The organism is Epilithonimonas xixisoli (genome assembly GCF_004365655.1).
GTDB lineage: Bacteria > Bacteroidota > Bacteroidia > Flavobacteriales > Weeksellaceae > Epilithonimonas > Epilithonimonas xixisoli.
Window position 1 is genome coordinate 93270 of the sequence record NZ_SOEO01000003.1, and the last position, 23738, is coordinate 117007.

Annotated in this window: 23 protein-coding genes and 1 tRNA gene; 17 read left to right on the forward strand and 7 right to left on the reverse strand. The window is 36.7% G+C overall.

What is annotated here, in order from left to right; genetic code table 11:
• Positions 1-274: 274 nt before the first annotated feature.
• The 3 genes from B0I22_RS12415 to B0I22_RS12425 are packed head-to-tail and all read left to right on the forward strand — an operon-like array spanning position 275 to position 3199.
• Positions 275-889 carry a riboflavin synthase gene (locus B0I22_RS12415; RefSeq protein WP_133945347.1) on the forward strand — a complete coding sequence of 205 codons (615 nt, stop codon included), beginning with the start codon at positions 275-277 and terminating at the stop codon, positions 887-889.
• 54 nt (positions 890-943) lie between these two features.
• The gene (locus B0I22_RS12420; RefSeq protein ID WP_133945349.1) at positions 944-2398 is read left to right on the forward strand and encodes a sensor histidine kinase; all 1455 of its coding nucleotides are present in this window, start codon (positions 944-946) and stop codon (positions 2396-2398) included.
• Between the two features lie 42 nt (positions 2399-2440).
• Positions 2441-3199: a tRNA1(Val) (adenine(37)-N6)-methyltransferase gene (locus B0I22_RS12425; protein ID WP_281276594.1), complete on the forward strand. Its 759-nt coding sequence runs from the start codon at positions 2441-2443 to the stop codon at positions 3197-3199.
• Positions 3200-3293: 94 nt separating this feature from the next.
• Here B0I22_RS12425 and B0I22_RS12430 read toward each other — a convergent pair whose 3' ends face one another.
• The gene (locus B0I22_RS12430; protein WP_028121213.1) at positions 3294-4004 is read right to left on the reverse strand and encodes a cell division ATP-binding protein FtsE; all 711 of its coding nucleotides are present in this window, start codon (positions 4002-4004) and stop codon (positions 3294-3296) included.
• A gap of 165 nt (positions 4005-4169) precedes the next feature.
• Positions 4170-4328, reverse strand: a complete 159-nt coding sequence (gene rpmH, locus B0I22_RS12435) for a 50S ribosomal protein L34 (RefSeq protein WP_007843334.1) — start codon at positions 4326-4328, stop codon at positions 4170-4172.
• A gap of 409 nt (positions 4329-4737) precedes the next feature.
• Here rpmH and B0I22_RS12440 point away from each other — a divergent pair, with 409 nt between their 5' ends.
• The gene (locus tag B0I22_RS12440) at positions 4738-5997 is read left to right on the forward strand and encodes a 3-deoxy-D-manno-octulosonic acid transferase (RefSeq protein WP_133945353.1); all 1260 of its coding nucleotides are present in this window, start codon (positions 4738-4740) and stop codon (positions 5995-5997) included.
• Between the two features lie 105 nt (positions 5998-6102).
• Here B0I22_RS12440 and B0I22_RS12445 read toward each other — a convergent pair whose 3' ends face one another.
• Both B0I22_RS12445 and B0I22_RS12450 read right to left on the reverse strand, forming a co-directional pair.
• Positions 6103-6729 (reverse strand): deoxyuridine 5'-triphosphate nucleotidohydrolase, encoded by a 627-nt coding sequence (locus B0I22_RS12445; protein ID WP_133945355.1) that lies wholly within the window; start codon positions 6727-6729, stop codon positions 6103-6105.
• On the reverse strand, positions 6729-7481 hold the full coding sequence (locus tag B0I22_RS12450) for a glycosyltransferase family 2 protein (RefSeq protein WP_133945357.1): 753 nt from the start codon (positions 7479-7481) through the stop codon (positions 6729-6731). Before B0I22_RS12450 ends, B0I22_RS12445 begins: the two co-directional genes overlap by 1 nt.
• Positions 7482-7613: 132 nt before the next feature.
• Here B0I22_RS12450 and B0I22_RS12455 point away from each other — a divergent pair, with 132 nt between their 5' ends.
• The 11 genes from B0I22_RS12455 to B0I22_RS12505 all read left to right on the forward strand — a co-directional run bounded on the left by B0I22_RS12455 (position 7614) and on the right by B0I22_RS12505 (position 18293).
• Positions 7614-8054 carry a lipocalin-like domain-containing protein gene (locus tag B0I22_RS12455; protein ID WP_166668235.1) on the forward strand — a complete coding sequence of 147 codons (441 nt, stop codon included), beginning with the start codon at positions 7614-7616 and terminating at the stop codon, positions 8052-8054.
• A gap of 113 nt (positions 8055-8167) precedes the next feature.
• Positions 8168-11203: a leucine--tRNA ligase gene (locus tag B0I22_RS12460; RefSeq protein WP_133945361.1), complete on the forward strand. Its 3036-nt coding sequence runs from the start codon at positions 8168-8170 to the stop codon at positions 11201-11203.
• Positions 11204-11496: 293 nt separating this feature from the next.
• Complete coding sequence (locus B0I22_RS12465; protein ID WP_133945362.1) at positions 11497-12366, forward strand: MotA/TolQ/ExbB proton channel family protein; 870 nt, start codon at positions 11497-11499, stop codon at positions 12364-12366.
• 78 nt (positions 12367-12444) lie between these two features.
• On the forward strand, positions 12445-13047 hold the full coding sequence (locus tag B0I22_RS12470; RefSeq protein WP_133945364.1) for an ExbD/TolR family protein: 603 nt from the start codon (positions 12445-12447) through the stop codon (positions 13045-13047).
• 7 nt (positions 13048-13054) lie between these two features.
• Entirely contained in the window at positions 13055-13597 is a 543-nt protein-coding gene (locus tag B0I22_RS12475) for an ExbD/TolR family protein (protein ID WP_133945366.1), read from the forward strand.
• A gap of 36 nt (positions 13598-13633) precedes the next feature.
• Positions 13634-14464 carry an energy transducer TonB gene (locus B0I22_RS12480; RefSeq protein WP_133945368.1) on the forward strand — a complete coding sequence of 277 codons (831 nt, stop codon included), beginning with the start codon at positions 13634-13636 and terminating at the stop codon, positions 14462-14464.
• 70 nt (positions 14465-14534) lie between these two features.
• Complete coding sequence (locus tag B0I22_RS12485) at positions 14535-14720, forward strand: C4-dicarboxylate ABC transporter (protein WP_133945370.1); 186 nt, start codon at positions 14535-14537, stop codon at positions 14718-14720.
• Positions 14721-14722: 2 nt separating this feature from the next.
• Positions 14723-15595, forward strand: a complete 873-nt coding sequence (locus tag B0I22_RS12490; protein ID WP_133945372.1) for a PstS family phosphate ABC transporter substrate-binding protein — start codon at positions 14723-14725, stop codon at positions 15593-15595.
• Between the two features lie 100 nt (positions 15596-15695).
• Positions 15696-17348 (forward strand): tetratricopeptide repeat protein, encoded by a 1653-nt coding sequence (locus B0I22_RS12495; protein ID WP_133945374.1) that lies wholly within the window; start codon positions 15696-15698, stop codon positions 17346-17348.
• 110 nt (positions 17349-17458) lie between these two features.
• A complete protein-coding gene (gene bshB1 / locus B0I22_RS12500; RefSeq protein WP_133945376.1) occupies positions 17459-18184 on the forward strand; it encodes a bacillithiol biosynthesis deacetylase BshB1 in 726 nt (241 codons plus the stop codon).
• Between the two features lie 33 nt (positions 18185-18217).
• A tRNA-His gene (locus B0I22_RS12505) sits at positions 18218-18293 on the forward strand.
• Positions 18294-18400: 107 nt separating this feature from the next.
• On the opposite strand, the gene B0I22_RS12510 is transcribed toward B0I22_RS12505, so the two are convergent.
• Positions 18401-18736 (reverse strand): DUF3276 family protein, encoded by a 336-nt coding sequence (locus B0I22_RS12510; protein ID WP_063971170.1) that lies wholly within the window; start codon positions 18734-18736, stop codon positions 18401-18403.
• 138 nt (positions 18737-18874) lie between these two features.
• Positions 18875-20563 (reverse strand): ABC transporter ATP-binding protein, encoded by a 1689-nt coding sequence (locus tag B0I22_RS12515; RefSeq protein ID WP_133945378.1) that lies wholly within the window; start codon positions 20561-20563, stop codon positions 18875-18877.
• Positions 20564-20730: 167 nt separating this feature from the next.
• Between B0I22_RS12515 and mqo the strand changes: the two genes are divergently transcribed.
• Together mqo and B0I22_RS12525 are read left to right on the forward strand one after the other, a co-directional pair.
• Positions 20731-22212 (forward strand): malate dehydrogenase (quinone), encoded by a 1482-nt coding sequence (mqo, locus tag B0I22_RS12520; RefSeq protein ID WP_133945380.1) that lies wholly within the window; start codon positions 20731-20733, stop codon positions 22210-22212.
• Positions 22212-22604, forward strand: a complete 393-nt coding sequence (locus B0I22_RS12525) for a hypothetical protein (RefSeq protein ID WP_133945382.1) — start codon at positions 22212-22214, stop codon at positions 22602-22604. Before mqo ends, B0I22_RS12525 begins: the two co-directional genes overlap by 1 nt.
• Positions 22605-22645: 41 nt before the next feature.
• Here the strand turns inward: B0I22_RS12525 and dapA are convergent, their stop codons facing one another.
• On the reverse strand, positions 22646-23521 hold the full coding sequence (gene dapA, locus B0I22_RS12530; RefSeq protein ID WP_133945384.1) for a 4-hydroxy-tetrahydrodipicolinate synthase: 876 nt from the start codon (positions 23519-23521) through the stop codon (positions 22646-22648).
• Positions 23522-23738: the final 217 nt, after the last annotated feature.

Sequence of the window (23738 nt, forward strand, 5' to 3'; positions counted from 1 at the left end):
TGCTAATATTTTTTATAACAATTTTCTTTGCCCCAACCCTAAAGGGGGGAAATAGTTTCAAAATTTTATCAAAATTACACCCTTTAGGGTTGGAAAATTAATTTTGATGAAATTTAAGTGTTATTAAATTTGCAAAGTTTCTAAGGATGACAAAGCCCATAGCCCCGATTGCAACGGCATCCTTTTTCTGCAGTGGCTTGAAAAAAGCGAGGGCGAAAAAGATATAGTGGAAAGCGGGATTAAGCTCCTAAAAATTTAAAAATATTAAGAAAGAATGTTCACAGGAATTATTGAAGCTACGGGAAAAGTAGAGAAAATTGACAGAAACGAAAGTAATATAGATTTTACGCTGAGCGGACCTTTCACTCAGGAATTGAAAATCGACCAAAGTCTGGCTCACAACGGCTGTTGTCTGACGGTGGTCGAGATTACCGAGAATACTTATAAAGTGACGGCGATCAACGAAACGCTGGAAAAAACCAATCTTAATTTTTGGAATGTCGGGACGGAAGTCAATTTGGAACGTTGTTTGCGATTCGAAGGAAGACTGGACGGACACATCGTGCAAGGTCACGTGGACAAAACGGGAACGGTGGAAAGTATCGAAAATCAGGACGGAAGTTATTTCATCACCATCAATTACGACGAATCTGCTGAATATACAACTGTTCCGCAAGGCTCGATAACGGTGAATGGAATCAGCTTGACGGTTGCTGAGAGCGGAGACGGGAAGTTTTCTGTGGCGATAATTCCGTACACTTGGGAGTTCACGAATATGAAAAACTTGCAGAAAGGCGATGTGGTAAATCTGGAATTCGATATTATCGGAAAGTATGTTGCTAAACTATTGAAATCGCAAAGGTCAAACTTAATAGAAAAACATCAGTAGGACAGGGTTTTGCGTAGCAATTTTAAACATAAAACAACAAATGAAAAAAACAAAATGCCATTAAGTGATTATAAAGGTTACAGGCTGAGAAATCGTGTGTTCGTCGGTTTTTTGGCTATTTGTATCTTGAGTGTGATAACTTCGGCGGTTTTGTCGTTTGTAATCTTGAGGGACAATGCAAAGATGCAGAGCAAAACCGATATGCAGAACAAGTCGCAGGCACTTTTGGCGTCGTTGGATTATGCACTCAGCCATTCTCAGGTTAAGACTTATGATATTCCGAAAGTTCTGGAAAATAAGATTTATGAGATTGCGGATATCAACAAGCACGACATTGTAATCTATGATTTGAAGGGCAATTATTTGATTTCGAATAAGGAATTGAATCTGGTGCAACAAAAGCGAATGCCGGCGGAAATCATCAATTCCATCCATAAAAATGGGAAGCAATATGATGAAACCTCGTATGATGAAAAGTTAGGCGCAAGCATTGTTTCGTCTTATATGGTTTTGAAAAACAATATGTTGGAAGATATTGCCTATATCTATTTCCCATATTATCACAACGAAAGTGCTTATATGCAGGTTTTTAAGCATTATTTTGCTTACATCATCGGCGTTAATATTCTGATTATCCTTTTTAGTATTTGGTTGAGTTGGATTATTTCTAATAATTTGACCGAGGCGATTATCCGTTTTACATCGATGATTAGCAAGATTAATCTGTTTGATAAAAATCTGCGTCCCATCAAATATTATAAAAATGATGAGCTGAATGCCTTGGTAAAAGCTTACAATAAAATGATTGCCGAGATTGCCGACCAACGCGAGCGGTTGAGTTACATTGAGAAACAATCTGCTTGGCAAGAAATGGCGAAACAAGTGGCGCACGAAGTCAAAAATCCATTGACGCCGATGAAGCTGATGATGCAAAACTTCGAAAGGAAATTTGACCCAAATGACCCAAACAATGCTACGAAAGTTAAAAATCTGAGCGATGTTATCATTGGGCAAATTGACGTTATCAGTAGAGTAGCAGGCGCTTTTTCAGAATTTGCGCAGTTGCCGAAGAAAAATGATGAGGAGATTTCGCTTATTAAAGAAGTTAAAAATACACTTTTGATTTTTAGTGATGAGAATGTTTTTGTACACGCCAATCACGACGAGATTCTGATGAAAATTGACAAAGATTACCTCACCAGAATCATCACTAATCTCGTAACAAACGCCAGTCAAGCAAAATCAGACGATAGAAAATCTGTCATCAATGTAGATTTGGAAAAAATCGAAAAACGAATCAAAATCACTGTTCAGGACAATGGTGTAGGGATTCCGGAGGATAAACTGGATCGGATTTTTGACCCAAATTTCACTTCCAAAAACAGCGGAATGGGAATTGGATTGACGATGGTAAAACGAATGGTGGAAGATTACAACGGAACAATCACCGTAGTTTCCGAAGTTGATAAAGGCGCAACTTTCACGATTTCTATGCCTTCCAATTTATAAGTCGAAGTTTAAACGGCGAAGCCGTGATATGTTTGTAGAAAAATAGAAGCTACAGAAACGGAGCTCCGAAGGAGCGAAATGTCGGTTTCAGCATTATATATGAAAGAATTCAAATTTCAACAATTTTCAATTCAGCAAGATAAATTGGTTTTTCGAGTGGGGACAGATGCAGTTTTGCTCGGCGCTTTGGCTAACGTTTCCGATGCTAAAAATGTTTTAGAAGTTGGAACTGGAACCGGAATTATTTCATTAATGATTGCTCAAAGAAATCCAGATGCGAAGATTTTAGCAATCGATATTAATTCTGAAGCCGTCAATATTTCTCAAACCAATTTTTCCAATTCTCCTTTTTCAAATAGAATCAAAAGTCAACTTCAAGATTTGAAAAACTTTGAAACCGACGAAAAGTTTGATTTAATCATTTCGAATCCACCTTATTTTGAAATCAATAATTCCGAGAAAGATATTTTGGCAAGACAAAGGTTAGAATTGAATTTCTCAGATTTAATCAAAAAATCAAGTCAGTTGCTATCAAAAAACGGACTTTTCTCAGTCATTATTCCAATCGATTCTGAAAAGGAATTCACTGAGATTTGTTTTAAAAATAAATTATTCCTCCATCGAAAAGTCGTCATCAAAGGAATAAAAACCTCAGAACCGAAACGTTTAGTTTTAGAATATTCATTGATTGAAAAAGAAATTAAAGTAGAAAACTTCGTCATAGAAAAATCCCCAAGAGTCTATTCCGATGAATATCTTGAACTGACAAAAGACTTTCATCAATTCAATAAAAAAGCCTAACGAAAAACCCCTTCAGAGTTTCAAACTCTGAAGGGGTTGTATTCTTATAAATGAAATTCGACTCCCTTTAGGGTTGGGGCAAAACGAATTTATTCTATTCAAAAAGTTCCGCAGTATCCAAAACAGAAACCTGTCCATTTTCGCAACGAATCGCTTCGCCCGGATAATTCTGAATCATATGGTAATCGTGCGTCGCCATCACCACTGCACAATGGTTTTCTTCCGCAAGATTCTTTAGAAGCGTCATAATGTCGTTAGACGTCTCTGGGTCAAGATTTCCAGTCGGCTCATCTGCAAGAATCAATTCTGGATGATTTAACAAAGCTCTTGCAATCGCAGCACGCTGTTGCTCACCTCCGGAAAGTTGGTGAGGCATTTTATGCTTTTTGGTTTTCATTCCAACGCTGGATAGAACTTCATCAATTCTGGTTTCCATTTTCAATTTGTCTTTCCAACCAGTCGCTTGCAAAACAAATAGAAGATTTTTCTCAATATTTCTGTCTGGTAAAAGCTGAAAATCCTGGAAAACAATTCCTAATTTCCTTCTCAAATTTGGAACTTCAGACTGCTTCAGTTTTTTCAAATCGAAACCGGCAACCTGTCCGCTTCCGCCTTGCAAAGGCAATTGTCCGTAAAGAACTTTCAAAAGAGAACTCTTTCCAGAACCGGTTTTTCCAATAAGGTAGCAGAATTTTCCTTTCTTGATATGAAGGTCAACATCATTCAGGACTGTGAAGTTTTTCTGAACAATCTTTGCGTTGCTCAAATCTATAATATCTACTCCCGGGTCGTTTCTATGCGGCATAATTGCGATAATTGATAAGTTATGATTGATAAATGATTCAACAAATCATCAATTCAAAAGTAATAAAAACATCTTGTAATGCTTCTACTTTTGGGAAATTTTAACAACAAAAAATGTCTGAAACAATGTCCAGACACTTTTTGTATATGATAATTTTTGAAGAAATTATCTCTTAGCGCGAGATGCACTAACAGTTAAGCTCTTTCTGCCTTTCGCTCTTCTAGCTGCCAACACTCTTCTTCCGTTTGGTGTAGACATTCTTTCACGGAAACCGTGTTTGTTTCTTCTTTTTCTCTCAGATGGTTGGAATGTTCTTTTACTCATCACTAATATATTTAGTTCGTAATTACTATTAAATTTTCAGATTGCAAATATACAGCTTTTATTTTGCGCCGCAAGTATTTGAAAACTTTTTTACAATAATTTTCAATAACTTATAATTTGATTTATTTGGGCAGCTTTTGACGTTCGTCGAATAGCTAGTTGTTATTTTTTTTATGGTAGCTATTTCCGCCTTCCGTTCCTGCTTTTTTTGCCAAGCTATTCCCAATCCAAAAAAGAGCTCCACTCAAGTCGGGCTGCAGATTCCAGCTTCGAATCAACATTTGTCATCCGTAGGAAATCTAGCGAAGCCGTTCGACGAAGTTAATCTAGTCTGTTGAGATTCTTTCAGAATGACGGAATTACAGTTTAATAATTTCTAATCCTTAGATTTGCAGTAGAAAAATAAAAGATGAAATCTCTATACAATCTCTTCGTTCACTTGATGATTTTCGGGATGAAGGTCTTTTCGCTCTTCGATTCCAAAACCAAAAAAGGAGTCCGAGGCAGAAAACAGTCTTTGGAAATTGTAAGAAATGCTTTTTCTCCAGAAGATAAAGTCTTGTGGATGCACGCCTCCAGCTTAGGTGAGTACGAACAAGGTTTGCCAGTTCTCGAAAAATTAAAAGAGCAATTCCAAGATTATAAAGTCTTAATCACCTTTTTTTCGCCGTCAGGTTATGAAAATGTGAAGAAGAAAAAACACATTGCAGATGCGATTTGCTATTTGCCTTTTGATAAAAAGAAAGACGTTCAGGAATTCGTTTACAGCTTTGATTGTCAGATTTTCTTTACTGTAAAATATGATTATTGGTACAATCTTTTAAACGAACTGAAAAATCGAGGAACTAAGATTTATGTGATTTCTGCCTTGTTTTATGAGCATCAGACTTTTTTCGAAACCTATGGGAAATGGTTTGTAAAACAACTCAAGAACAACATCGATTGGTTTTTCCATCAGACCACCAAATCTTCTGCTTTGGCAAAGAGTGTCGGTTTGATTAATTCGTCCGTTTCCGGTGATACAAGATTTGACAGAGTGAAACAATTTCTAGACAGAGATAATCATTTGGAGTTTATTGAAGAGTTCAAAGGCAATCAGAAGTTGGTTGTTTTTGGTAGCAGTTGGCACGCCGAAGAAGATATTGCACAGGTTTTGGTAAAGAAGCTTCCCGATACCAAATTTGCCATCGCACCTCACGATTTACAACGCGTTCCACATCTCTTGAAACTATTTCCAAACGCCATTCTTTACAGTTCACTTTCCAACGCTCCAACTCTCGAACTCTCGAACTCTCAAATTCTCATCATCGATAGCATCGGGAAACTTTCCAAATTGTATTCTTACGCAGATTTGGCGGTAGTTGGTGGCGGATTTCATTCGGCGGGATTACATAATATTTTGGAAGCTGCGGTTTATGGTGTTCCTGTTATTTTCGGGAATCATTATCAGAAAAATCCTGAGGCAGATAATTTAATTCTTGCAAAAGGAGGAAAAAGTTTCGACGATTTTGTGACAGCCGCAGCTTTCATCGAGGAAGTGATGAAAAAAGATTTGACGACCGAAGAAGGCGAAGTTTCTTACCTCAAAGAAATGGCAAAAAACGCAGGCGATTTTGTAGAGTCGCAACCAGATTCTACGGAGATTATTTTGAGGAAAATTATACCTTAACCACAATGTTCACAAAGTTTTTGCACAAGGCTCACTATTTTTTAGTTCTTCAAAAAGATTAATTGTGTTCTTTGTGTAGAGCTTGGTGTCTTTGTGGTTAAAATATTACCTCAAAAATCCCTCACTCTTAATTCCTTTCACAATCAATTCAAAATGGTCGGGAATGTTTTCGCATTTCAGCCAGTTGAAATCTAAACCATTGTTGATGCATAATTTCTGTAAGTAAAGATTGTTGTCAATTTTTTCATAAAGTTTGTCGAGAAATTCATCAATTTCCATCCAGTAATCTTCGTCCAGTTTTTTGGTTAAAGTCAAGGCTTTGAAGATTTTGTTGATGAGATAGATGTAAAGTTTGTAAACGTTGTCAAATCTTTGCGTTCCAAGTTTTTCGTTGTATTCTAAGATTTCATTGATTAAAAATAAATTCAAAGAAACGTCTCCGAATTTGTCCGTCGTAATTTTCACGTGTTCTGTAATTTCCGCACTTATTTTTCTGATGAGAACAAGGAAATATTTTTGATTCGCAATGTATTTTGAAGCCAACGCAACTTTCTCACGGATGTTTTCTTCCATCGCATCTCGCTTGTCATCAACCGTTTCTAGGTCAATTAATTCGAAATATAGTTTCTTGGAAAGCAATTTGTCTTTCTTCAACAATCGGAAAATCAATTTGTCTTTTTCTGACGGAGAAAATTCGCTCAAAGCCTGCTTGAATTCTTTTGAATATTCCATTAATTGAAGATTTTAGAATATTTGATAAAACCGTTGAATGCCCAATTCGCTGTGTAATACAGAGATCTCAAAGTGGAAAATTTCATATAATCTTTGTACACCAAATATTGGTCTTTCATAATATTCGTTTTTTTTCTGGAAACGCTGTTGGGCAACATTCGGTATTTTGATAAAGTCTTTTTCAAAGGTTTTCCCTGAGGGATTTTCTTCAGAAGTTCCAGCCACATTACGTGGTCTTCGCGTTTTGTGCCTTCCGGAAAATAGAATTTTCCAACTCGTTTCGAATCATACATTGATGAAAGTAAAGATAATCTACAAGTTTTCAGTAGATTATTAAAGTTAACAATTGTGTCCGCTTCGAAATCGCCAATTGTAGGATTTAGATTTTCATCGCAACGGGAATAGGTGGAGTAGGCCAATTCAGCATTTTCAGATTTCATAAAGGTGATCATTTCTTCGAGGAAATTCGTTTCCCAAAAATCGTCAGCGTCTAGAAATGTGATAAATCTTCCAGTCGCGTTTTCCAAAGAAATATTCCTTGCGTGTCCTGCACCTCCATTTTTCTTCGCTTTGAAAACTTTAATTCGTGGGTCGTTTTGTTTTTCTAGGATTTCTACTGAATTGTCTGTCGAACAATCATCGGTAATCAGCCATTCCCAATCCTGAAAAGTTTGATTGAGGACAGAATTGATGGTTTCATTCAAATATTTTGAAGAATTGTAACTCGGTGTGATGATTGAGATTTCCGGCATATTAACTGCAAATTTAAAAATAATTACAATTCAGAACGTTATTTACGGCATAAGAGTTGGAGTGTAATATCAATAACAAAAAAAATGCACATTATGAAAAAGTTATTTTTAATGCCCTTGTTTTTTTTATTTATGTTAATTTCCGTTTTTTCTTGTAAAAATGATGATGACGATAATATGGAAAAAGCCAACCTCATTGGGAAATGGCAGCCATACAAATTGTCTCAATCGGCAACATTGTCTACAGGCCCGTTCAATAACACAACGGATTTAAATGAATGCCAACAAAGGTCTAGAATTCTTTTTAATTCGGATAATTCCGGACGATCCACGCTCTATTCAGAAGAAAACGGAACTTGTAGTTTGCAAGCCGATTCCAACTTTACCTACACCTTCAATCCGGACAACAATGATTTGACTGTGAAAAGCCCCGATGGTTCTACACACTCTGGAACGGTGGAGTCTATTTCATCTACCAATTTGGTTTATAAATTAGTAGGAGAATATGATTTTGAAGGGGAAGATAATGTGCGGGTAACGACGATAATTTCGGCTAGGAAGACCACGAACTAGAGATGTGCTGGTGATTACAGCAATTAAAATTTTAATAATTAGTCCTTACTTTTCCGAAGTAAGGATTTTTTCATTTCAAAATCCTAAATTTGTGACTGATTTAAAATTATAAAATGTTTTACGACCATCAGCAGATAGAAAAAAAGTGGCAAAAATACTGGGAAGACAATCAAACTTACAAGACTTCCAACTCAACCGATAAACCGAAATTCTACGTCCTCGATATGTTTCCGTACCCTTCCGGAGCAGGACTTCACGTGGGTCATCCGCTGGGATACATCGCGTCGGACATCTATGCGAGATTCAAAAGGCATCAGGGTTTCAATGTTTTGCATCCTGTTGGTTATGACAGTTTTGGACTTCCTGCTGAGCAATATGCTATACAAACCGGAACGCATCCTGCGATTACAACGGAACAAAATATCACGAGATACGAGGAGCAATTAAGAAAAATTGGGTTTTCATTTGACTGGAGCAGGGAAGTGAGAACTTCGGACGCTTCTTATTATAAATGGACGCAATGGATTTTCATTCAGTTGTTTCATTCGTGGTATAATAAAGATACGGACAAGGCGGAATCTATCGAAACCTTAATCCAACATTTTGAGGCAAAAGGAACGGAAGGTTTGAACGCCAATCAAAATGAGGAATTAAATTTCACTTCAGAAGAATGGAAATCTTATTCTGATATTAAGAAAGAAGAAATATTATTGAATTATCGTCTGGCCTTCCGTGCGGAAACTACCGTGAATTGGTGTCCGGCTCTCGGAACTGTTTTGGCAAACGACGAAATAAAAGACGGAAAATCCGAAAGAGGCGGTTACCCTGTTTTCCAGAAGAAAATGATGCAGTGGAGTATGAGGATTTCTGCATACTCGGAAAGATTGTTGCAAGGTTTGAAAACTTTGGATTGGCCACAACCTTTGAAAGATGCTCAGGAATATTGGATTGGGAAATCTCAGGGCGCGCAAGTAAGATTTGCAACTGAAAACGGAGAAACAATTGAAGTTTTTACAACCCGTCCTGATACCATTTTTGGAGCTACCTTTATGGTTTTGGCACCGGAAAACCCTTTGGTTCAAAATTTAACAACTCCAGAACAAAAAGCTGAAGTTGACCAATATATAGAAGAAACTTCCAAAAAAACAGAACGTGATAGAATGGCTGACGTGAAAAACGTGAGTGGCGCTTTCACGGGAAGTTACGCCATCAATCCTTTTACTGGGAAGAATATTCCGGTTTATATTTCGGATTATGTGTTGATGGGTTACGGAACTGGTGCTGTGATGGCGGTTCCTGCTCACGACGAGCGCGACCATAGATTTGCGAAGAAATTTAATTTGGAAATCATCAAGGTTGTAGAATCTGATGTGGATGTTCAAGAAGAAGCCTATGATTCTAAGGATTCTGTTTGTGTGAATTCTGATTTCTTGAACGGCCTTAATTATAAGGATGCGAAATCCAAAATCATTGCTGAAATCGAAAACCGAGGAATTGGTCACGGAACGACGAATTACAGACAGCGTGATGCGATTTTCTCCAGACAAAGATATTGGGGCGAGCCGGTTCCTATCTATTATAAGGATGGAATGCCTTACACTTTGCCAAATTCCGCTTTGCCTTTGGAGCTTCCTGAGGTTGAAAAATATCTACCAACAGAAGACGGCGACCCACCATTAGGAAATGCGAAAACATTTGCGTGGGACGAGGCGAATCAGAAAGTGGTTGACACAGATTTGATTGATGATAAAACGGTTTTCCCATTAGAATTATCCACAATGCCAGGTTGGGCAGGAAGTTCGTGGTATTTCCTAAGATATATGGACCCGAACGACGACTCGGTTTTTGCTAAAAAAGAACTGACCAATTATTGGGGACAAGTTGATTTGTACATCGGGGGAAGCGAGCACGCCACCGGGCATTTATTGTATTCTCGTTTTTGGAATATGTTCTTGAAGGACAGAGGTTTCATTGAACAAAATGAGCCTTTCCAAAAGTTGATTAATCAAGGGATGATTTTGGGGATGAGTGCGTTTGTTTATAGATTGTTTGGTAGCTATACTCAAGAGCAAGTCAACGGAAAGCCCGATTATGAAAAACTAATTGAGCCTCAAAATATTTTTGTGTCTAGTAATTTTGCTAATATTTATGAGAAGTATCATTCTAAATTGGTAGAATATAATTTTAAGAAACAAATTGTTGATTTTGAAAAACCGAAGGAAGTAGAGTATTTGGAAGATTTATATTTTCAAGAATTACAAAAACTAAATTCTGGTTCAAATCAATTAGCAGGTTTAGGAATTAATAATCTAAAAATAGGACTTCAAAACATACACGTTGATATTTCGCTGTTAAAAGGAACAACAAACGAATTAGATACAGAAGCTTTCAAAACTTGGAGACCAGATTATGCTGATGCGGAATTTATTCTTGAAGACGGAAAATACATCACAGGTCGTGAAGTAGAAAAAATGTCCAAATCAAAATACAATGTTGTCAACCCAGATGATATTTGTAATGAATATGGCGCAGACGGTTTAAGATTGTACGAAATGTTCCTTGGGCCATTAGAACAATCTAAACCTTGGAACACGCAAGGTCTTAGTGGAGTTTATGGTTTCCTGAAGAAATTCTGGAACTTGTATTTCAACGGCGATACGTTTGAAGTTTCTGATGAAGAACCGACAAAAGCTGAATTCAAGATTCTTCATACTTTAATCAAGAAAGTGCTTTTTGATATTGAGAATTTTTCTTTCAATACTTCGGTGTCATCATTTATGATAGCAGTCAACGAGTTACAAAAATTGAAATGCAATAAGAGAGCGATTCTGGAGCCGTTAGCAATAATAATCTCGCCTTATGCGCCACACATCTGCGAAGAGGTATGGAATTTGCTGGGAAATAATGCTTCTATAGAATTTGAAGAATTTCCAACTCTTGACGAAAGCTATCTGATTGAAGATGAGATAGATTACCCTGTGAGCTTTAATGGGAAAATGAAATTTAAAATCAAACTTCCGGCAGACCTTACGAAGGACGATGTTGAGAAACTAATGATGCAAAATGAGGACGTGAAGAAGTTTTTAGGGGAAAAATCAGTTAAAAATTTCATTTTTGTTCCGAAGAAAATCATTAATATTGTCTCATAATTGACTATTAAACGATCGTTTTAAAATTTTAACAAAAATTTATTATATCCAACAAAGCATATTTTTTGAATTGTTTGCGATAAAAATAATGCCTGTTTTTTATAATTGTCTTGTGTGGTTTCTACAATTATATAATAAATTCATAAAATATGAGTTTAATTTTGAAAATAAGTTAATAGTCTCTTGACAACGATGATGAAAAAAACAAAAGTTCATATTTATTTAGTTTGCATTTTTAAATAAAATGACTTTATTTTACAGAATAAATTTAACAATTATAATTTAGTTTTAATATGGAAATGAATGTTTCAAACAACGAGGAGCAAGTAGTTGCTAAAAAAGTAGGTGGATTAAACCCTGCGCTAATAATTCCTATCCTTATTGTGATAGGTGTTGCAATTTATTTATTTGTATTGGGTAACCCAGGCAATTTCAAAGCAGATCCAAGAATCAATGGTCTGTCATCAGTAGCTTTTGCTGATATTGAATCTAAAGAACTTCACCCTGGTGACGGTTTTATGGGTATTATCTATATGGGTGGACCAATTGTACCAATCCTTATTTCTTTTATGATTATCGTAATCGTGTTCTCTATTGAAAGAGCTTTAGCATTATCAAAAGCGGCTGGTAAAGGAAACGTTGATGCTTTCGTATTGAAAGTAAGAAGCTTGCTAAACCAAAACAAAATTGACGAAGCAATTGAAGAGTGCGACAGACAACAAGGTTCTGTTGGAAACGTAGTGAGAGAAGGACTTACAACTTACAAAGTTTTAGCGACTGATTCTTCTATGAACAAAGAACAAAAAATGGTTGCGCTTAACAAATCAATCGAAGAAGCTACTACATTGGAAATGCCAATGCTAGAGAAAAATATGATGATTCTTTCAACTCTTGGTACAGTTGCAACTTTGGTAGCACTATTGGGAACTGTAATCGGGATGATCAAGGCATTTAGCGCATTAGGTTCAGGAGGAGGAACTCCAGATTCTGCAGCATTATCAATCGGTATCTCTGAGGCACTTATTAATACTGCGTTAGGTATTGGTACTTCTGCTGTTGCAATTATACTTTACAACTATTTTACTTCTAAGATTGACGGACTTACGTTCAAGATTGACGAGATCGCAATGTCAATCCAACAATCTTTCGCAGAATTCCACTAAGAATTCCGCTAGGATTGGAAATTGCTTCTGCGGAAGTGGATTTCAAAAACAAGAAGTTTAATAAATAAATAATTTATAATGGCGAGAGTCAAACCAAAAAGACATAATATAAGGGTAGATATGACGGCAATGACCGATGTATCATTTCTACTCCTTACATTCTTTATCCTCACGGCTCAGTTTGCAAAACCTGATATCGAGACGATTACGACGCCATCTTCTATCTCTCAAAAGCTTCTTCCAGATGCGAGTTTAATGACTATTTTGAGTACAACGGACGGAAAATTCTATTTCACTCCAGTTGAAAACGGAACGGAAAGAATCGCTCTGCTAGATAAAATGGGACAGAAGTACGGCATGACATTTACTGATAAAGAAAAAGTTAATTTTTCTAATGCTCAGTCAATTGGTGTACCGATGAGTCAACTAAAAGGCTTTCTAGCTTTGCCAGATGCAGATAGAAAAGCATATAAAAGCCCAACGGGAATCCCAATGGATAGTACGAAAAAAGAATTGATAGACTGGGTACAACAAAGTTTGGCAGTTAATCCTGATTACAAATTGGCAATCAAAGGAGATGTGCAAACCAAGTATCCAAAAGTTAAATCTTTGTTTGAAGGATTAAGAGATATTGATTTTCTTAAATTCTGGTTAATAACAAGTCAGGAAACGGCACAATAATAAAGAAATGGCAGAAGTACAAGTAAAAGACAGTAGCGGGAAAGGCGGGAAGGTGCGCTCCAAGAAGCAGGTGCCTCACGTAGATTTGACTCCGATGGTGGATTTGGCGTTTCTTTTGATCACATTCTTTATGTTAGTGACCACTTTTAACAAACCAAACGTTATGGACCTAGGTCTTCCGGCAAAACCGAAAGACAAGACACAACAACCTCAAGATATTGATATTAAGTTACAAAACTCTATTTCTATTATTATAGGAAAGGATAACAGAATTTTCTATCATCAGCAAGATCAAGCTGGTCTTAATGATCAGACACTTCTTGAAACCAATTTTGACAGAGAAGGAATTACGAAAGTAATTGAGCAAGCAAAAGCTAGTGCGATTGATAAAAACATTTTTACAGTAATTATCAAGCCTACAGACGATGCAGTATATAAGAATTTTGTAGATATGCTGGATGAAATGGCAATCACCAAGAATGAAAGATACGGTGTAACCGATATCAAACCTTGGGAAGAAGCTATTTATAAAAAGAAAGTTGGACAGTAATGCCTCGCTACAAATATCATATTTAATAATATAAAAATGGCAGAAGATAATTTAAAATACAGTCCAACTCTTGATGAGATTGTATTTGAAAATAGAAATAAAGAGTATGGTGCTTTTGATTTAAGAACGGCCTATCCAAAAATACTTACTAAGTCTTTTTTATTGGGTACTGCTTTATTTGTTTTTCTTGCAGTTTCTCCGCTTATCTATCTTAAGATTCAACAGATGACTGCTGAAGAGACGGTAGAAGTAGATGCAAATTTGGTTGAAATTTTAGAAGATCAACCAATCATAGAGCAACCTAAAGAAGAAGAACCGCCACCACCACCGCCACCTCCAAAAGAGGAAGAGAAGCAGGAAGTGATTCAAAACGTTGTGCCAGAACCAAAAAAGGCACCTAAGATTGAAACACCACCGCCACCAATTACAAAACAATTGGAAACAACAACAGGTCTTGTAAACCAAGAAGGTGTAGCTAAACCATCTTACACACCACCGCCACCACCACCATCAACTGGTAAAGGTGTTGTTGCAGAGGTGAAGGTGAATACAAACGAGGTTTACGACTCAGTAGATCAAAGTGCGGAATATCCTGGAGGTTTGAATGGTGTAAGAAAATACATCGCTGACAATGTTGACAGTTCTGGAATGGAAGGTGAAGGTCAGTTAACAGTAAAACTTAAATTTATTGTTGAGAGAGACGGAACAGTTTCTGATGTGAAAGCGACTTCGAAATCTGGAAACAGTGATTTTGATGCAGAAGCTATCAGAGTTGTAAAGAAACTTAAAAAGTGGGCTCCAGCTAAGAAAAATGGAGAAAACGTAAGATCTTATTACTCTATTCCAATTACAATGCAGTTCCAATAAGAACTTGATTGTAAGTTATTATACAAAAGAGAAGTTTTTATAACTTCTCTTTTTTTATTAGATTTGTGTTATGTTTAAATGGCTTTCTTTATTAGCAGGATTCATCTACATTGTTTTGGGAATCGTTGTTATCATCTACAAATTTTTCGGAGTCGTACTGGAACCCAATGTGGCATACGCTTTGGGCGCATTATTGATAGCTTACGGTATTTTCCGTCTTGTGCGAGCTGCAACATCAATCAAAAACAAGGATTAAAAATGAAAAAACTCTTTTTCCTTCTCATAGCAATATCTGCTATAGCTTTGTCTTGTTCCAAAGAGAAAAAGCCAGAAGTGGATATGCCCAACAAAGGCGAAATCACTATCACGACAGATGAGTCTTTCCAAAGTGTGACCGAGGCTTTGGTTGATAGATATATGGCACTTTATCCCAATACAAAAATCAACATTATAGTGAAGAAAGAAGATCTTGGTTTTTTGGATTTATTGGAAAAAAAAACAAGAGTCATTGTGATGTCCAGAGAATTGTCTGATAAAGAAAAAAAAGCATTTGACCAGAAAGTTGATCTTCCTTGGTTACCAGCGAAATTTGCCGCAGATGCTGTTCTTTTTGTCGTTCCAAAGGATTCTCCTCTTGAGTCTATTTCGATGGAAGATATTTACAAAGAACTCCAGTCAGATGACAAAAAAATCATCTTTGATGGAACCAATTCCAGCAATCTTAATTTCGTAGCTCAGACTTTTCAGAAAAATCCATCGGAATTAAAATTTTCTATCATCAATGGAAACGAAAATGTAGCAGAACAACTGAAAAATCATCCAGGGAAAATTGGTGTTATCAGTTACAACACCATCAGCAGACCATTTGGGAAAGAAGCAGAAAAACTCAGAAATGAACTGAAAGTCCTGAAAGTCATCAAAAATAATAAAGCATTTGAAGTGTCAAATGATAATCTGAAAAATATGTCTTATCCATTCACAAGAGTGCTCTATTTTCTTACCAATGAACCTTATTATGGTTTAGGAAATGGGCTTATCAGATTTTCTTGCCAACAGCTAGGTCAGATTGTGGTGGAGAAGGAAGGACTTCAGCCTTATCACATTTTCAACCGAGAAGTCCAAATGAGATAGGCTAAGTTTTAATATTTTTTTAACAGAAAAAACTTTTTTAATTAAAATAATGGTCTGAATATTGTGATTCAAACCATCGATTAATATTCTTAATAAAATAATGAAAACAGAAAATATAATGAATTTATCCAAGAAAGTTGTTCTTACAGCAGCAGTAGGTTTTTTTACAAGTTTTGGTTTTGCACAATCTTTACAAGACGGAATCAATTTTGTTGACAGCCAAAAATACGCTAAAGCAAAACAAAATTACACAGACCTTATCAACCAAAATCCTAAAGATGCGAATAATCATTTCTATTTAGGAAACACATATTTGACTCAGTTTGATCCTAATTTTGATTTGGCTCAGGAAAGTTTTAACAAAGGTCTTGCGGTAGATGCAAAAAGTTATTTGAACAAACTAGGATTAGCTTCTGTTAAGTTAGGAAAAGGAGACAAATCTGCGATCGCAGAGATCCAGCAGATTGTAAAAGATTCCAGAGAGAAAGATGCAGAAGTTCTTTTCAGAGCTGGTGAGGCATTGACTTTGTTTGAAAAATTCAGTGCGCCAGATTTGGCAATTACATTCTTGAACAAAGCTATAGAAAGAGCTGATAAAAAAGGAGTTCCTGCAAATTATTACTACTCATTGGGTGATGCTTACAGAATCAAAAAAGATCCGGGTAACGCAATGACAGCTTATGACAAAGCAGAAGCAGTAGCGAAAAACAAAGCTTCAGTTTTCACAAGAAAAGGAACACTTTGGATGGCCGCTCAACTATGGCAAAAAGCTAAAGAAAATATTGATAAAGCAATTGCAGTAGATCCAACTTATGCGCCGGCTTACAAAGCTTTGGCTGGCTATAACATCAAGTATCAGAAAAATGCAGAAGCAACTCAGAATTTGATTAATTATGCAAAATACGCAGATGAGGATGCTTATACGCAATTAGAAATTGCAAAACTTTACTTTACAAACGAAGATTTTGCCAATGCTAAATCTACTTTAGATTCAGTTTTTGATAAAGTGAATGATCCTATCAAACACAGATTGAGAGCATACATCCAATATGGAGATGGCGATTATGCAGGAGCTCAAAAAAGCATCGAGACATTCTTGTCAACAGCTGAGAAAAGCAGAATCCAACCATCTGATGACGGTTTGCAAGGTTTAATTGCTGCTGGAATGGCAAAAGATGAGAAGGATGCGGCTAAAAAAGCACAATTAGATGCTCTTGCAACTCAAAAAATTGGTATTGCAAAAGCAGCTAAAGACGAGACGATGAAATGGGACGAAGAATTGGCGAAAATAAAAGGCGGGATTAATACTGCTTCTGTAGATCAAGGTCCAACTTCACCAGCGATTGAAGCGCTTAAAAAGAAAGTTATAGAAAATCCTGCTGATACAGATTCTCTTTACAAATTGGCAACAGAATATCAGAATGTTCAGAACTGGAATGGTGCCATTTTAACTTGGAGCAAAATGTCTTCTGCATTGCCAGATTGGGCGCCAGCTTATTACAGCCAAGGTTATGCTTATCAACAAGCGGGTAACAATGAGATGGCAAAAGCTTCTTACGAGAAATTTATTACCCTTGTAAAACCTGCTGAGATAGAAGCTAGCAAACCAAGTTTGGGTTACGCATATTACTTTATTGCATTTTTGGAAAAAGATTCAAATCCAGAGAAAGCAAAACAATATGTAGCAAAATCTCTTGAGTATGAGCCAACTTACCAAGATGCAATTACACTTCAAACTGCATTGAACAAGTAATAATTTAATTGATTGACAATAAAAACTTCCTGATTCGAAAGATTGGGAAGTTTTGTTTTTAGTATTTTTGTACCAAACGTTATCATTAAAAACAAAATAAAAGTTACAATATGAAATGTGATATTCTGGCAATTGGCGCACATCCAGACGATGTAGAATTGGGATGTGGCGGAACAATCGCTAAACTTATTTCCGAAGGCAAAAAGATTGGAATCATAGATCTGACACAAGGCGAACTGGGAACCAGAGGCACCATAGAAACCCGCGCTCAAGAAGCAAGCGATGCCGCAAAGATATTAGGTATCAGCGCAAGGGAAAACTTAAAGCTGAAAGATGGCTTTCTCAATAATTCTGAGGAATATCAACTTAAGATTGCTGAAATGATCAGAAAATACCGACCGGAAATTGTTTTTGCCAATGCGATAGATGATCGTCATCCAGACCATGCAAAGGCAGCAAAACTCATTTCTGATGCTTGTTTTATCTCAGGATTGAGAAAAGTTGAGACTTATAATGATAAAGGCGATTTGCAAGAGGTTTGGAGGCCAAAACATATTTTCCATTACATCCAATGGAAAAATGTTGAACCAGATTTTGTAGTCGATATTTCGGGGTTTCTTGATAAAAAAATAGAATCTTGCTTGGCTTACAAAACCCAGTTTTATGATCCAAGTTCCACAGAACCAGTGACGCCGATTACAACCAAAGACTTTCTAGAGAGCTTGACTTACAGAGCACAAGATTTGGGAAGGCTTTCTGGCGTTGAGTTTGCAGAAGGTTTCACGACAGAAAAATTGATTGCAATCAAAAATTTCGATGGAATAGTTTGCAATTAAACGATAAAATGTTATATTTGCACACGCAAAAACGGTGATTGTAGCTCAGTTGGTTAGAGCGCCGGATTGTGGTTCCGGAGGTCGGGGGTTCGAGACCCCTCATTCACCCACAGATTAAAAGCATTTCATTTTATGAGATGCTTTTTTTATTTAGAATTTATCAATGAAAAAGCGCACTTCAGAAGAAATGCGCTTTTGCTTTGTTTTTAAAATGAATTAAACTTCGTCGTCAGATTCTATGGTGAAAGATTTGGACTTGAAGTCTTTATCGTGTCTTTCAGAGATGACATCTTCGCCTTTTTGCTGGATGATAAAGTCTGTAGATTCGTTAAATAATTCTTGGAAACTTTTGAAATCCTCTTTGTAAAGATAGATTTTGTGCTTTTCAAAAGTTGCTTCTCCATTTTCTCCGAAGTTCTTTTTGCTCTCGGTAATGGTTAAATAATAATCACCTGCTTTGGTCTCGCGCACATCAAAGAAATACGTTCTTCTGCCTGCTTTCAACACCTTAGTGAAAATCTCATTCTCATGTCGTTCTTTAAATTCACTCATCGTTAAATATTTTTTAGAAATCTCTGTTAACAAATATAACAGATTTCTCGGAATTTCAAAATTTTTTGTTAAAAAAAGCTTGTAAAACGCTAATTTTCTTAAATTTTTGATAAAATTCCGTCCAATTTATTATGAGAACTAATTTAAATACAAGATTTCATCTGCACGTTTTGCACTTGATTCTCTGTGTGTTATAATAATTGATGTGGTAGTTTTCAAATCCCTGTCAATATTCTGCAGAATGTTTTCTTCAGTTTCCGTATCTAGTGCGGAAAGGCAGTCATCGAAGATAAGAATATTAGGCTGTTTTATCATAGCTCGGGCAATGCAAATCCTCTGTTTCTGCCCACCAGAAAGCATTACGCCACGTTCGCCAACCATTGTTTGGTATTGTTCTTTGAATTCTTCTATATTTTTGTGAACGTCTGCTTTTTTCGCCATTTCTACGACCAAGCTAGGATTTGGTTTGTCAATCGCAAAGCCGATATTGTTCTCAATCGTATCAGAAAAAAGATAACTTTCCTGCGGCGTGTAGCCAATTTGATTTCTGTACAACTTCAGATTATGGGATTTCAGATTTTTTCCATCAATTAATATTTCGCCTTCATCCGGATCTATCATTCGGCAAAGCAGTTGCGCAATTGTTGATTTTCCGCTTCCAGTTTTCCCCATTATGGCGAGAGATTTTCCAGAACTTACTTTGAAACTTAGATTATCAATAGCTTTGATTCCTGTATTTGGATAGGTGTAGCTTACGTTTCGGAATTCGATTTCTCCGGAGATTGGATAGACTTCGTTATTGGTATTGATGATTTCGGATTCCATATCCAAAAACTCGTTGACACGTTGCATACTTGCTTCTGCTCTTTGGTTCACAGAGGTTACCCAACCCAGCATAGAGAAAGGAAAAATCAACATATTAATGTACATAAAGAAATCTGCAATCGTTCCTACGCTCATTTCGCCAGCAATATATTTTTGACCGCCAATCACCAAAATTGCGACATTTAAAAGCCCGATTACAAAGATGATAATGGTGAAAAAATAAGCTTCTGTCCTCGCCAGATCCAATGCTTTGTCCTGATAATCTTTGACTTTTACGCCATAATTTTTTTCAATATATCTTTCCTTGCTGAAGAATTTCACCACTCGGATTCCGGAAAAGCTATCCTGTACAAAAGTCGAAATCCCAGATTGACTTTTCTGCATCACCTTGGATTTCTTATTGATAATATCGCTCACCTTATAAATGCCGTAAGATAAAATTGGCAGCGGAATCAATGTCCAAAGCGTCATCTGCAGATCTGTCATAAACATATAGACACTTGTGATGATTAATAGAATTATCAAATTCACCACATACATTACACCGGGACCAAGGTACATTCGGATGGCTACAACATCTTCACTCAGTCTGTTCATCAGATCTCCAATGGTGGTTTTTTTATAATCTGTGACAGATAGTTCCTGATAATGACGGTAAATTTTGTTTTTCAGTTCATATTCGATTCTTCTGGAAGCTACAATGATGGTTTGGCGCATCATAAAAGTGAAAAATCCTGAAAGTAGAGAACATCCTATTAATATTCCAGAATTGATGAAAATTACCCTGAAGTACGCCCAATTGTTCTGAACGTTTTCTATAATTCCAGCCGTCTCGGATAGGTTGAGAGTGGAATAATTTTTTTCAATAATATTAATAGTCTGCCCAATGTACTGGATTTTATAAATCGCAAAAAAGTTACTCAGAATGATGAATAGAAATCCCCAAAAAAGTAAGACGCGGTGTTTCCAGAAATATGGATTGAGTGTTTTTAAAGCTTTCATTTCAAATGCTCCGATTTTCCGAAGCCGATTGCAAAATTAACGATTTAAAATTTCAGAATAAACTCCGAAGCCAGAATTGAGATTTACTTAACAAATGATAGGAATTCATAAAGTCGCCTGTATATTATAACATTAATCTGTAATTTTGCCTATTAATTATTCAGAAAATGAATCCAAAACCTAAATATGATGTCGCATTGGTAGGAGCTGGAATTATGAGCGCAACGCTTGCAACGATGCTTCACGAGCTGGATCCTACCTTGGAAATTGCCATTTTCGAAAGACTGGGAGAAGTAGCAAAAGAAAGTTCGTCTGCGTGGAACAATGCAGGAACAGGGCATTCTGCTTTTTGTGAATTGAATTACACCCCAGAAAAAGACGGAAAGATCGATATCACAAAAGCGGAATATATTGCAGAACAATTCGAAGTTTCCAAACAATTCTGGTCGTACCTTATTCATAAAGGTATTATTGATTCTCCAAAAGAATTCATTAATTCCTGTTCGCATATGAGTTTTGTATTCGGTGAAAAAGGTGTAGAATATCTCAAAAAAAGACACGAGGCTTTGCAGAAATCGCCATTGTTCCAAGGCATGGAATATTCGGACGATCACGAACAGCTATCGGAATGGATTCCGCTGATGATGCAAAAGCGAATGGCAACAGACCAACTTGCTGCCACCAAAATGGATCTGGGAACCGATGTGGATTTTGGAAATCTAACTTGCAAATTGATAGATCATCTCAAAACCACTGAATCTGTTGAAGTTTTCACGTATCACGAAATCAAAGAGATAGATGCCGACGGAAAAGGAAGCTGGAATCTGGAAGTGAATGACAGGAAGAATCTCCACAAGCAAACCGTAAATGCTGATTTTGTTTTCATTGGAGCCGGTGGATACGCATTGCCACTTCTAGAAAGTTCCGGAATAGAAGAGAGCGAAGGCTACGGCGGTTTTCCAGTAAGCGGACAGTGGCTGGTAACAACCAATCCGGAATTGGTGGAAAAACACCACGCCAAGGTTTACACGCAAGCAACTGTTGGCGCGCCACCGATGTCTGTTCCGCATCTTGACCTTAGAATTATTGAGGGGAAAAAAGCATTGCTGTTTGGTCCATTCGCAGGATTTTCTACCAAATTTTTAAAAGAAGGAAGTTATCTGGATTTGCCGGAAAGTGTCAATTTTAAAAATATCCGTTCATTATTCGGCGCTTGGTGGCACAATATGCCTTTGACGAGATATCTAATCCAACAAGTTACGATGAGCAAATCACAGAGAATGTCGCATTTGCGAGATTTTGTAAAAGATGCAAAAGATGAAGACTGGGAACTGAAACACGCTGGACAACGCGTTCAAATCATCAAAAAAGACAGATTCGAAGGAGGAAGATTGGAGTTTGGGACAGAAGTGGTGGTGAACAAAGAGAAAAATATTGCATCGCTTTTGGGAGCGTCACCAGGTGCTAGCACGAGTGCTTTTGCCATGATAATGGTTTTGGAAAATTGTTTCGGTGAAAAAATCAAAACCGACTGGAAAGAAAAACTGGAGGAGATGATCCCAAGCTATGGCAAAAAATTAGCTGAGAATCCAGAATTAATCCAGCAAATCAGAGATTATTCTAAAGATAAATTACAATTAGAATACTAATGGAAACGATCGTTAAACCCATAATTGCAGAGGAACTACTGGAACAACTGCAATCTCAAACCGTGGTGGAGAAACAGGTGATTTTGCATTGCTGTTTCAAATCCGATTACATTACAGAAGAAAAAATCAGAATCTGGTCTTCCACCTATCTTGTTGATCGGAAATCTGAGCATATTTCCAAGCTTGTTCATTTCGAAAACATTAGTCTTTTTCCCAATTGGACAGATGTTCCGGTGGCAAAAGAATATTGGTTCACGCTTGTATTTGCCGGTCTTCCGGATGACTGCAAAGTTTTTGATTTTATAGAGTTGATTCCGCAGGCAGGCGGATTCTACGAAGAAGGAATCGTAAGAAACTCTTCCGATGTTTACAGAATTACTTTGGATGTATAAAAAAAGAAAGGTTCAGAAAACTCTGAACCTTTTTTAATGTTTTAAGAAAGTTTTTGCATTTCTGCTTTTATCTTTTCCTGAAGTCCTTCTGAAGCTGCTACCAGCGGAAGTCTCAAATAATTTTTAATCAATCCTTTCTCTGCAAGAATCGTTTTGATACCACAAGGATTTCCTTCTGCGAAAATCAATCTTGTAATTTCTACCAAAGCGTTGTGAATCTTGTATGCTTCGTCCACTTCACGATTTCTTGCCAGTTTTACCATTGTAGAAAATTCCTTAGGATAAGCTTGCCCAATGACAGATATTACGCCATCGCCACCAGCTAAGGTTACAGGCAAAGTATATTCGTCATCGCCAGACATTAGAGAAAAGTTGTCCGGTTTTTGTCTTAGAATATCAAAGTATTGAAGAATGTTTGGAGCGGCTTCTTTGATCATAAAAAGATTCGGAAATTCCTTGGCTAAGCGCAAAGTTGTAGAAGCTTCCACGTTTTGCCCCGTTCTTCCTGGAACATTATAAATGATGATTTTTTCTCCAGTCTCTGCCAACGCTTTGTAATGCTGATACAGACCTTCCTGATTTGGTTTGTTGTAATAAGGAGAAACCGACAATATTGCATCGAAATCGGACAAGTCAGATTCTTTGATCTGTTGCACTACTTCTGCCGTATTGTTCCCGCCTATTCCCAGAACCAAAGGCAATCTGTTGTTGTTGATTTTGGTAATGTGTGCAACCACTCTGTCTTTTTCGTCCTTAGAAAGTGTTGCAGCTTCCGCCGTTGTTCCCAGAACTACAAGAAAACTGGTTCCGTTGTCTATATTATAATCGATTAATCTCGTGATAGCATCGAAATCTATTGAAAGATCCTCGTTGAAGGGTGTTACCAATGCAACACCAACGCCTTTTAACTGACCCATTTTGATTTGAAATATTAAATTTCTCAAAGTTAATTTATTTTGATTAATCGGCAAGAATTATAATTGATAGGCACAATCAATCATTTGAACTTAAGTCTATTAAAATTAATAAAACAATAACTTTTCAAATTGTTATTCAGTTAGTTTTAAATCCCGAAAATCATTAGATTTGTATCCATATTATTTTTAAATGAAATCGTAGATTCACGAATTTCAA

Bases quoted from the DNA above. Each gene is read 5' to 3' on its own strand.
- B0I22_RS12485 (WP_133945370.1), top strand. From the start codon at position 14,535: ATGTTTAAATGGCTTTCTTTATTAGCAGGATTCATCTACATTGTTTTG.
- B0I22_RS12465 (WP_133945362.1), top strand. From the start codon at position 11,497: ATGGAAATGAATGTTTCAAACAACGAGGAGCAAGTAGTTGCTAAAAAA.
- B0I22_RS12455 (WP_166668235.1), top strand. From the start codon at position 7,614: ATGTTAATTTCCGTTTTTTCTTGTAAAAATGATGATGACGATAATATG.
- B0I22_RS12450 (WP_133945357.1), bottom strand. From the start codon at position 7,481: ATGCCGGAAATCTCAATCATCACACCGAGTTACAATTCTTCAAAATAT.
- B0I22_RS12475 (WP_133945366.1), top strand. From the start codon at position 13,055: ATGGCAGAAGTACAAGTAAAAGACAGTAGCGGGAAAGGCGGGAAGGTG.
- B0I22_RS12480 (WP_133945368.1), top strand. From the start codon at position 13,634: ATGGCAGAAGATAATTTAAAATACAGTCCAACTCTTGATGAGATTGTA.
- B0I22_RS12470 (WP_133945364.1), top strand. From the start codon at position 12,445: ATGGCGAGAGTCAAACCAAAAAGACATAATATAAGGGTAGATATGACG.
- dapA (WP_133945384.1), bottom strand. From the start codon at position 23,521: ATGGGTCAGTTAAAAGGCGTTGGTGTTGCATTGGTAACACCCTTCAAC.
- B0I22_RS12415 (WP_133945347.1), top strand. From the start codon at position 275: ATGTTCACAGGAATTATTGAAGCTACGGGAAAAGTAGAGAAAATTGAC.
- B0I22_RS12525 (WP_133945382.1), top strand. From the start codon at position 22,212: ATGGAAACGATCGTTAAACCCATAATTGCAGAGGAACTACTGGAACAA.
- mqo (WP_133945380.1), top strand. From the start codon at position 20,731: ATGAATCCAAAACCTAAATATGATGTCGCATTGGTAGGAGCTGGAATT.
- B0I22_RS12440 (WP_133945353.1), top strand. From the start codon at position 4,738: ATGAAATCTCTATACAATCTCTTCGTTCACTTGATGATTTTCGGGATG.
- B0I22_RS12515 (WP_133945378.1), bottom strand. From the start codon at position 20,563: ATGAAAGCTTTAAAAACACTCAATCCATATTTCTGGAAACACCGCGTC.
- rpmH (WP_007843334.1), bottom strand. From the start codon at position 4,328: ATGAGTAAAAGAACATTCCAACCATCTGAGAGAAAAAGAAGAAACAAA.
- B0I22_RS12430 (WP_028121213.1), bottom strand. From the start codon at position 4,004: ATGCCGCATAGAAACGACCCGGGAGTAGATATTATAGATTTGAGCAAC.
- bshB1 (WP_133945376.1), top strand. From the start codon at position 17,459: ATGAAATGTGATATTCTGGCAATTGGCGCACATCCAGACGATGTAGAA.
- B0I22_RS12490 (WP_133945372.1), top strand. From the start codon at position 14,723: ATGAAAAAACTCTTTTTCCTTCTCATAGCAATATCTGCTATAGCTTTG.
- B0I22_RS12460 (WP_133945361.1), top strand. From the start codon at position 8,168: ATGTTTTACGACCATCAGCAGATAGAAAAAAAGTGGCAAAAATACTGG.
- B0I22_RS12510 (WP_063971170.1), bottom strand. From the start codon at position 18,736: ATGAGTGAATTTAAAGAACGACATGAGAATGAGATTTTCACTAAGGTG.
- B0I22_RS12420 (WP_133945349.1), top strand. From the start codon at position 944: ATGCCATTAAGTGATTATAAAGGTTACAGGCTGAGAAATCGTGTGTTC.
- B0I22_RS12445 (WP_133945355.1), bottom strand. From the start codon at position 6,729: ATGGAATATTCAAAAGAATTCAAGCAGGCTTTGAGCGAATTTTCTCCG.
- B0I22_RS12495 (WP_133945374.1), top strand. From the start codon at position 15,696: ATGAAAACAGAAAATATAATGAATTTATCCAAGAAAGTTGTTCTTACA.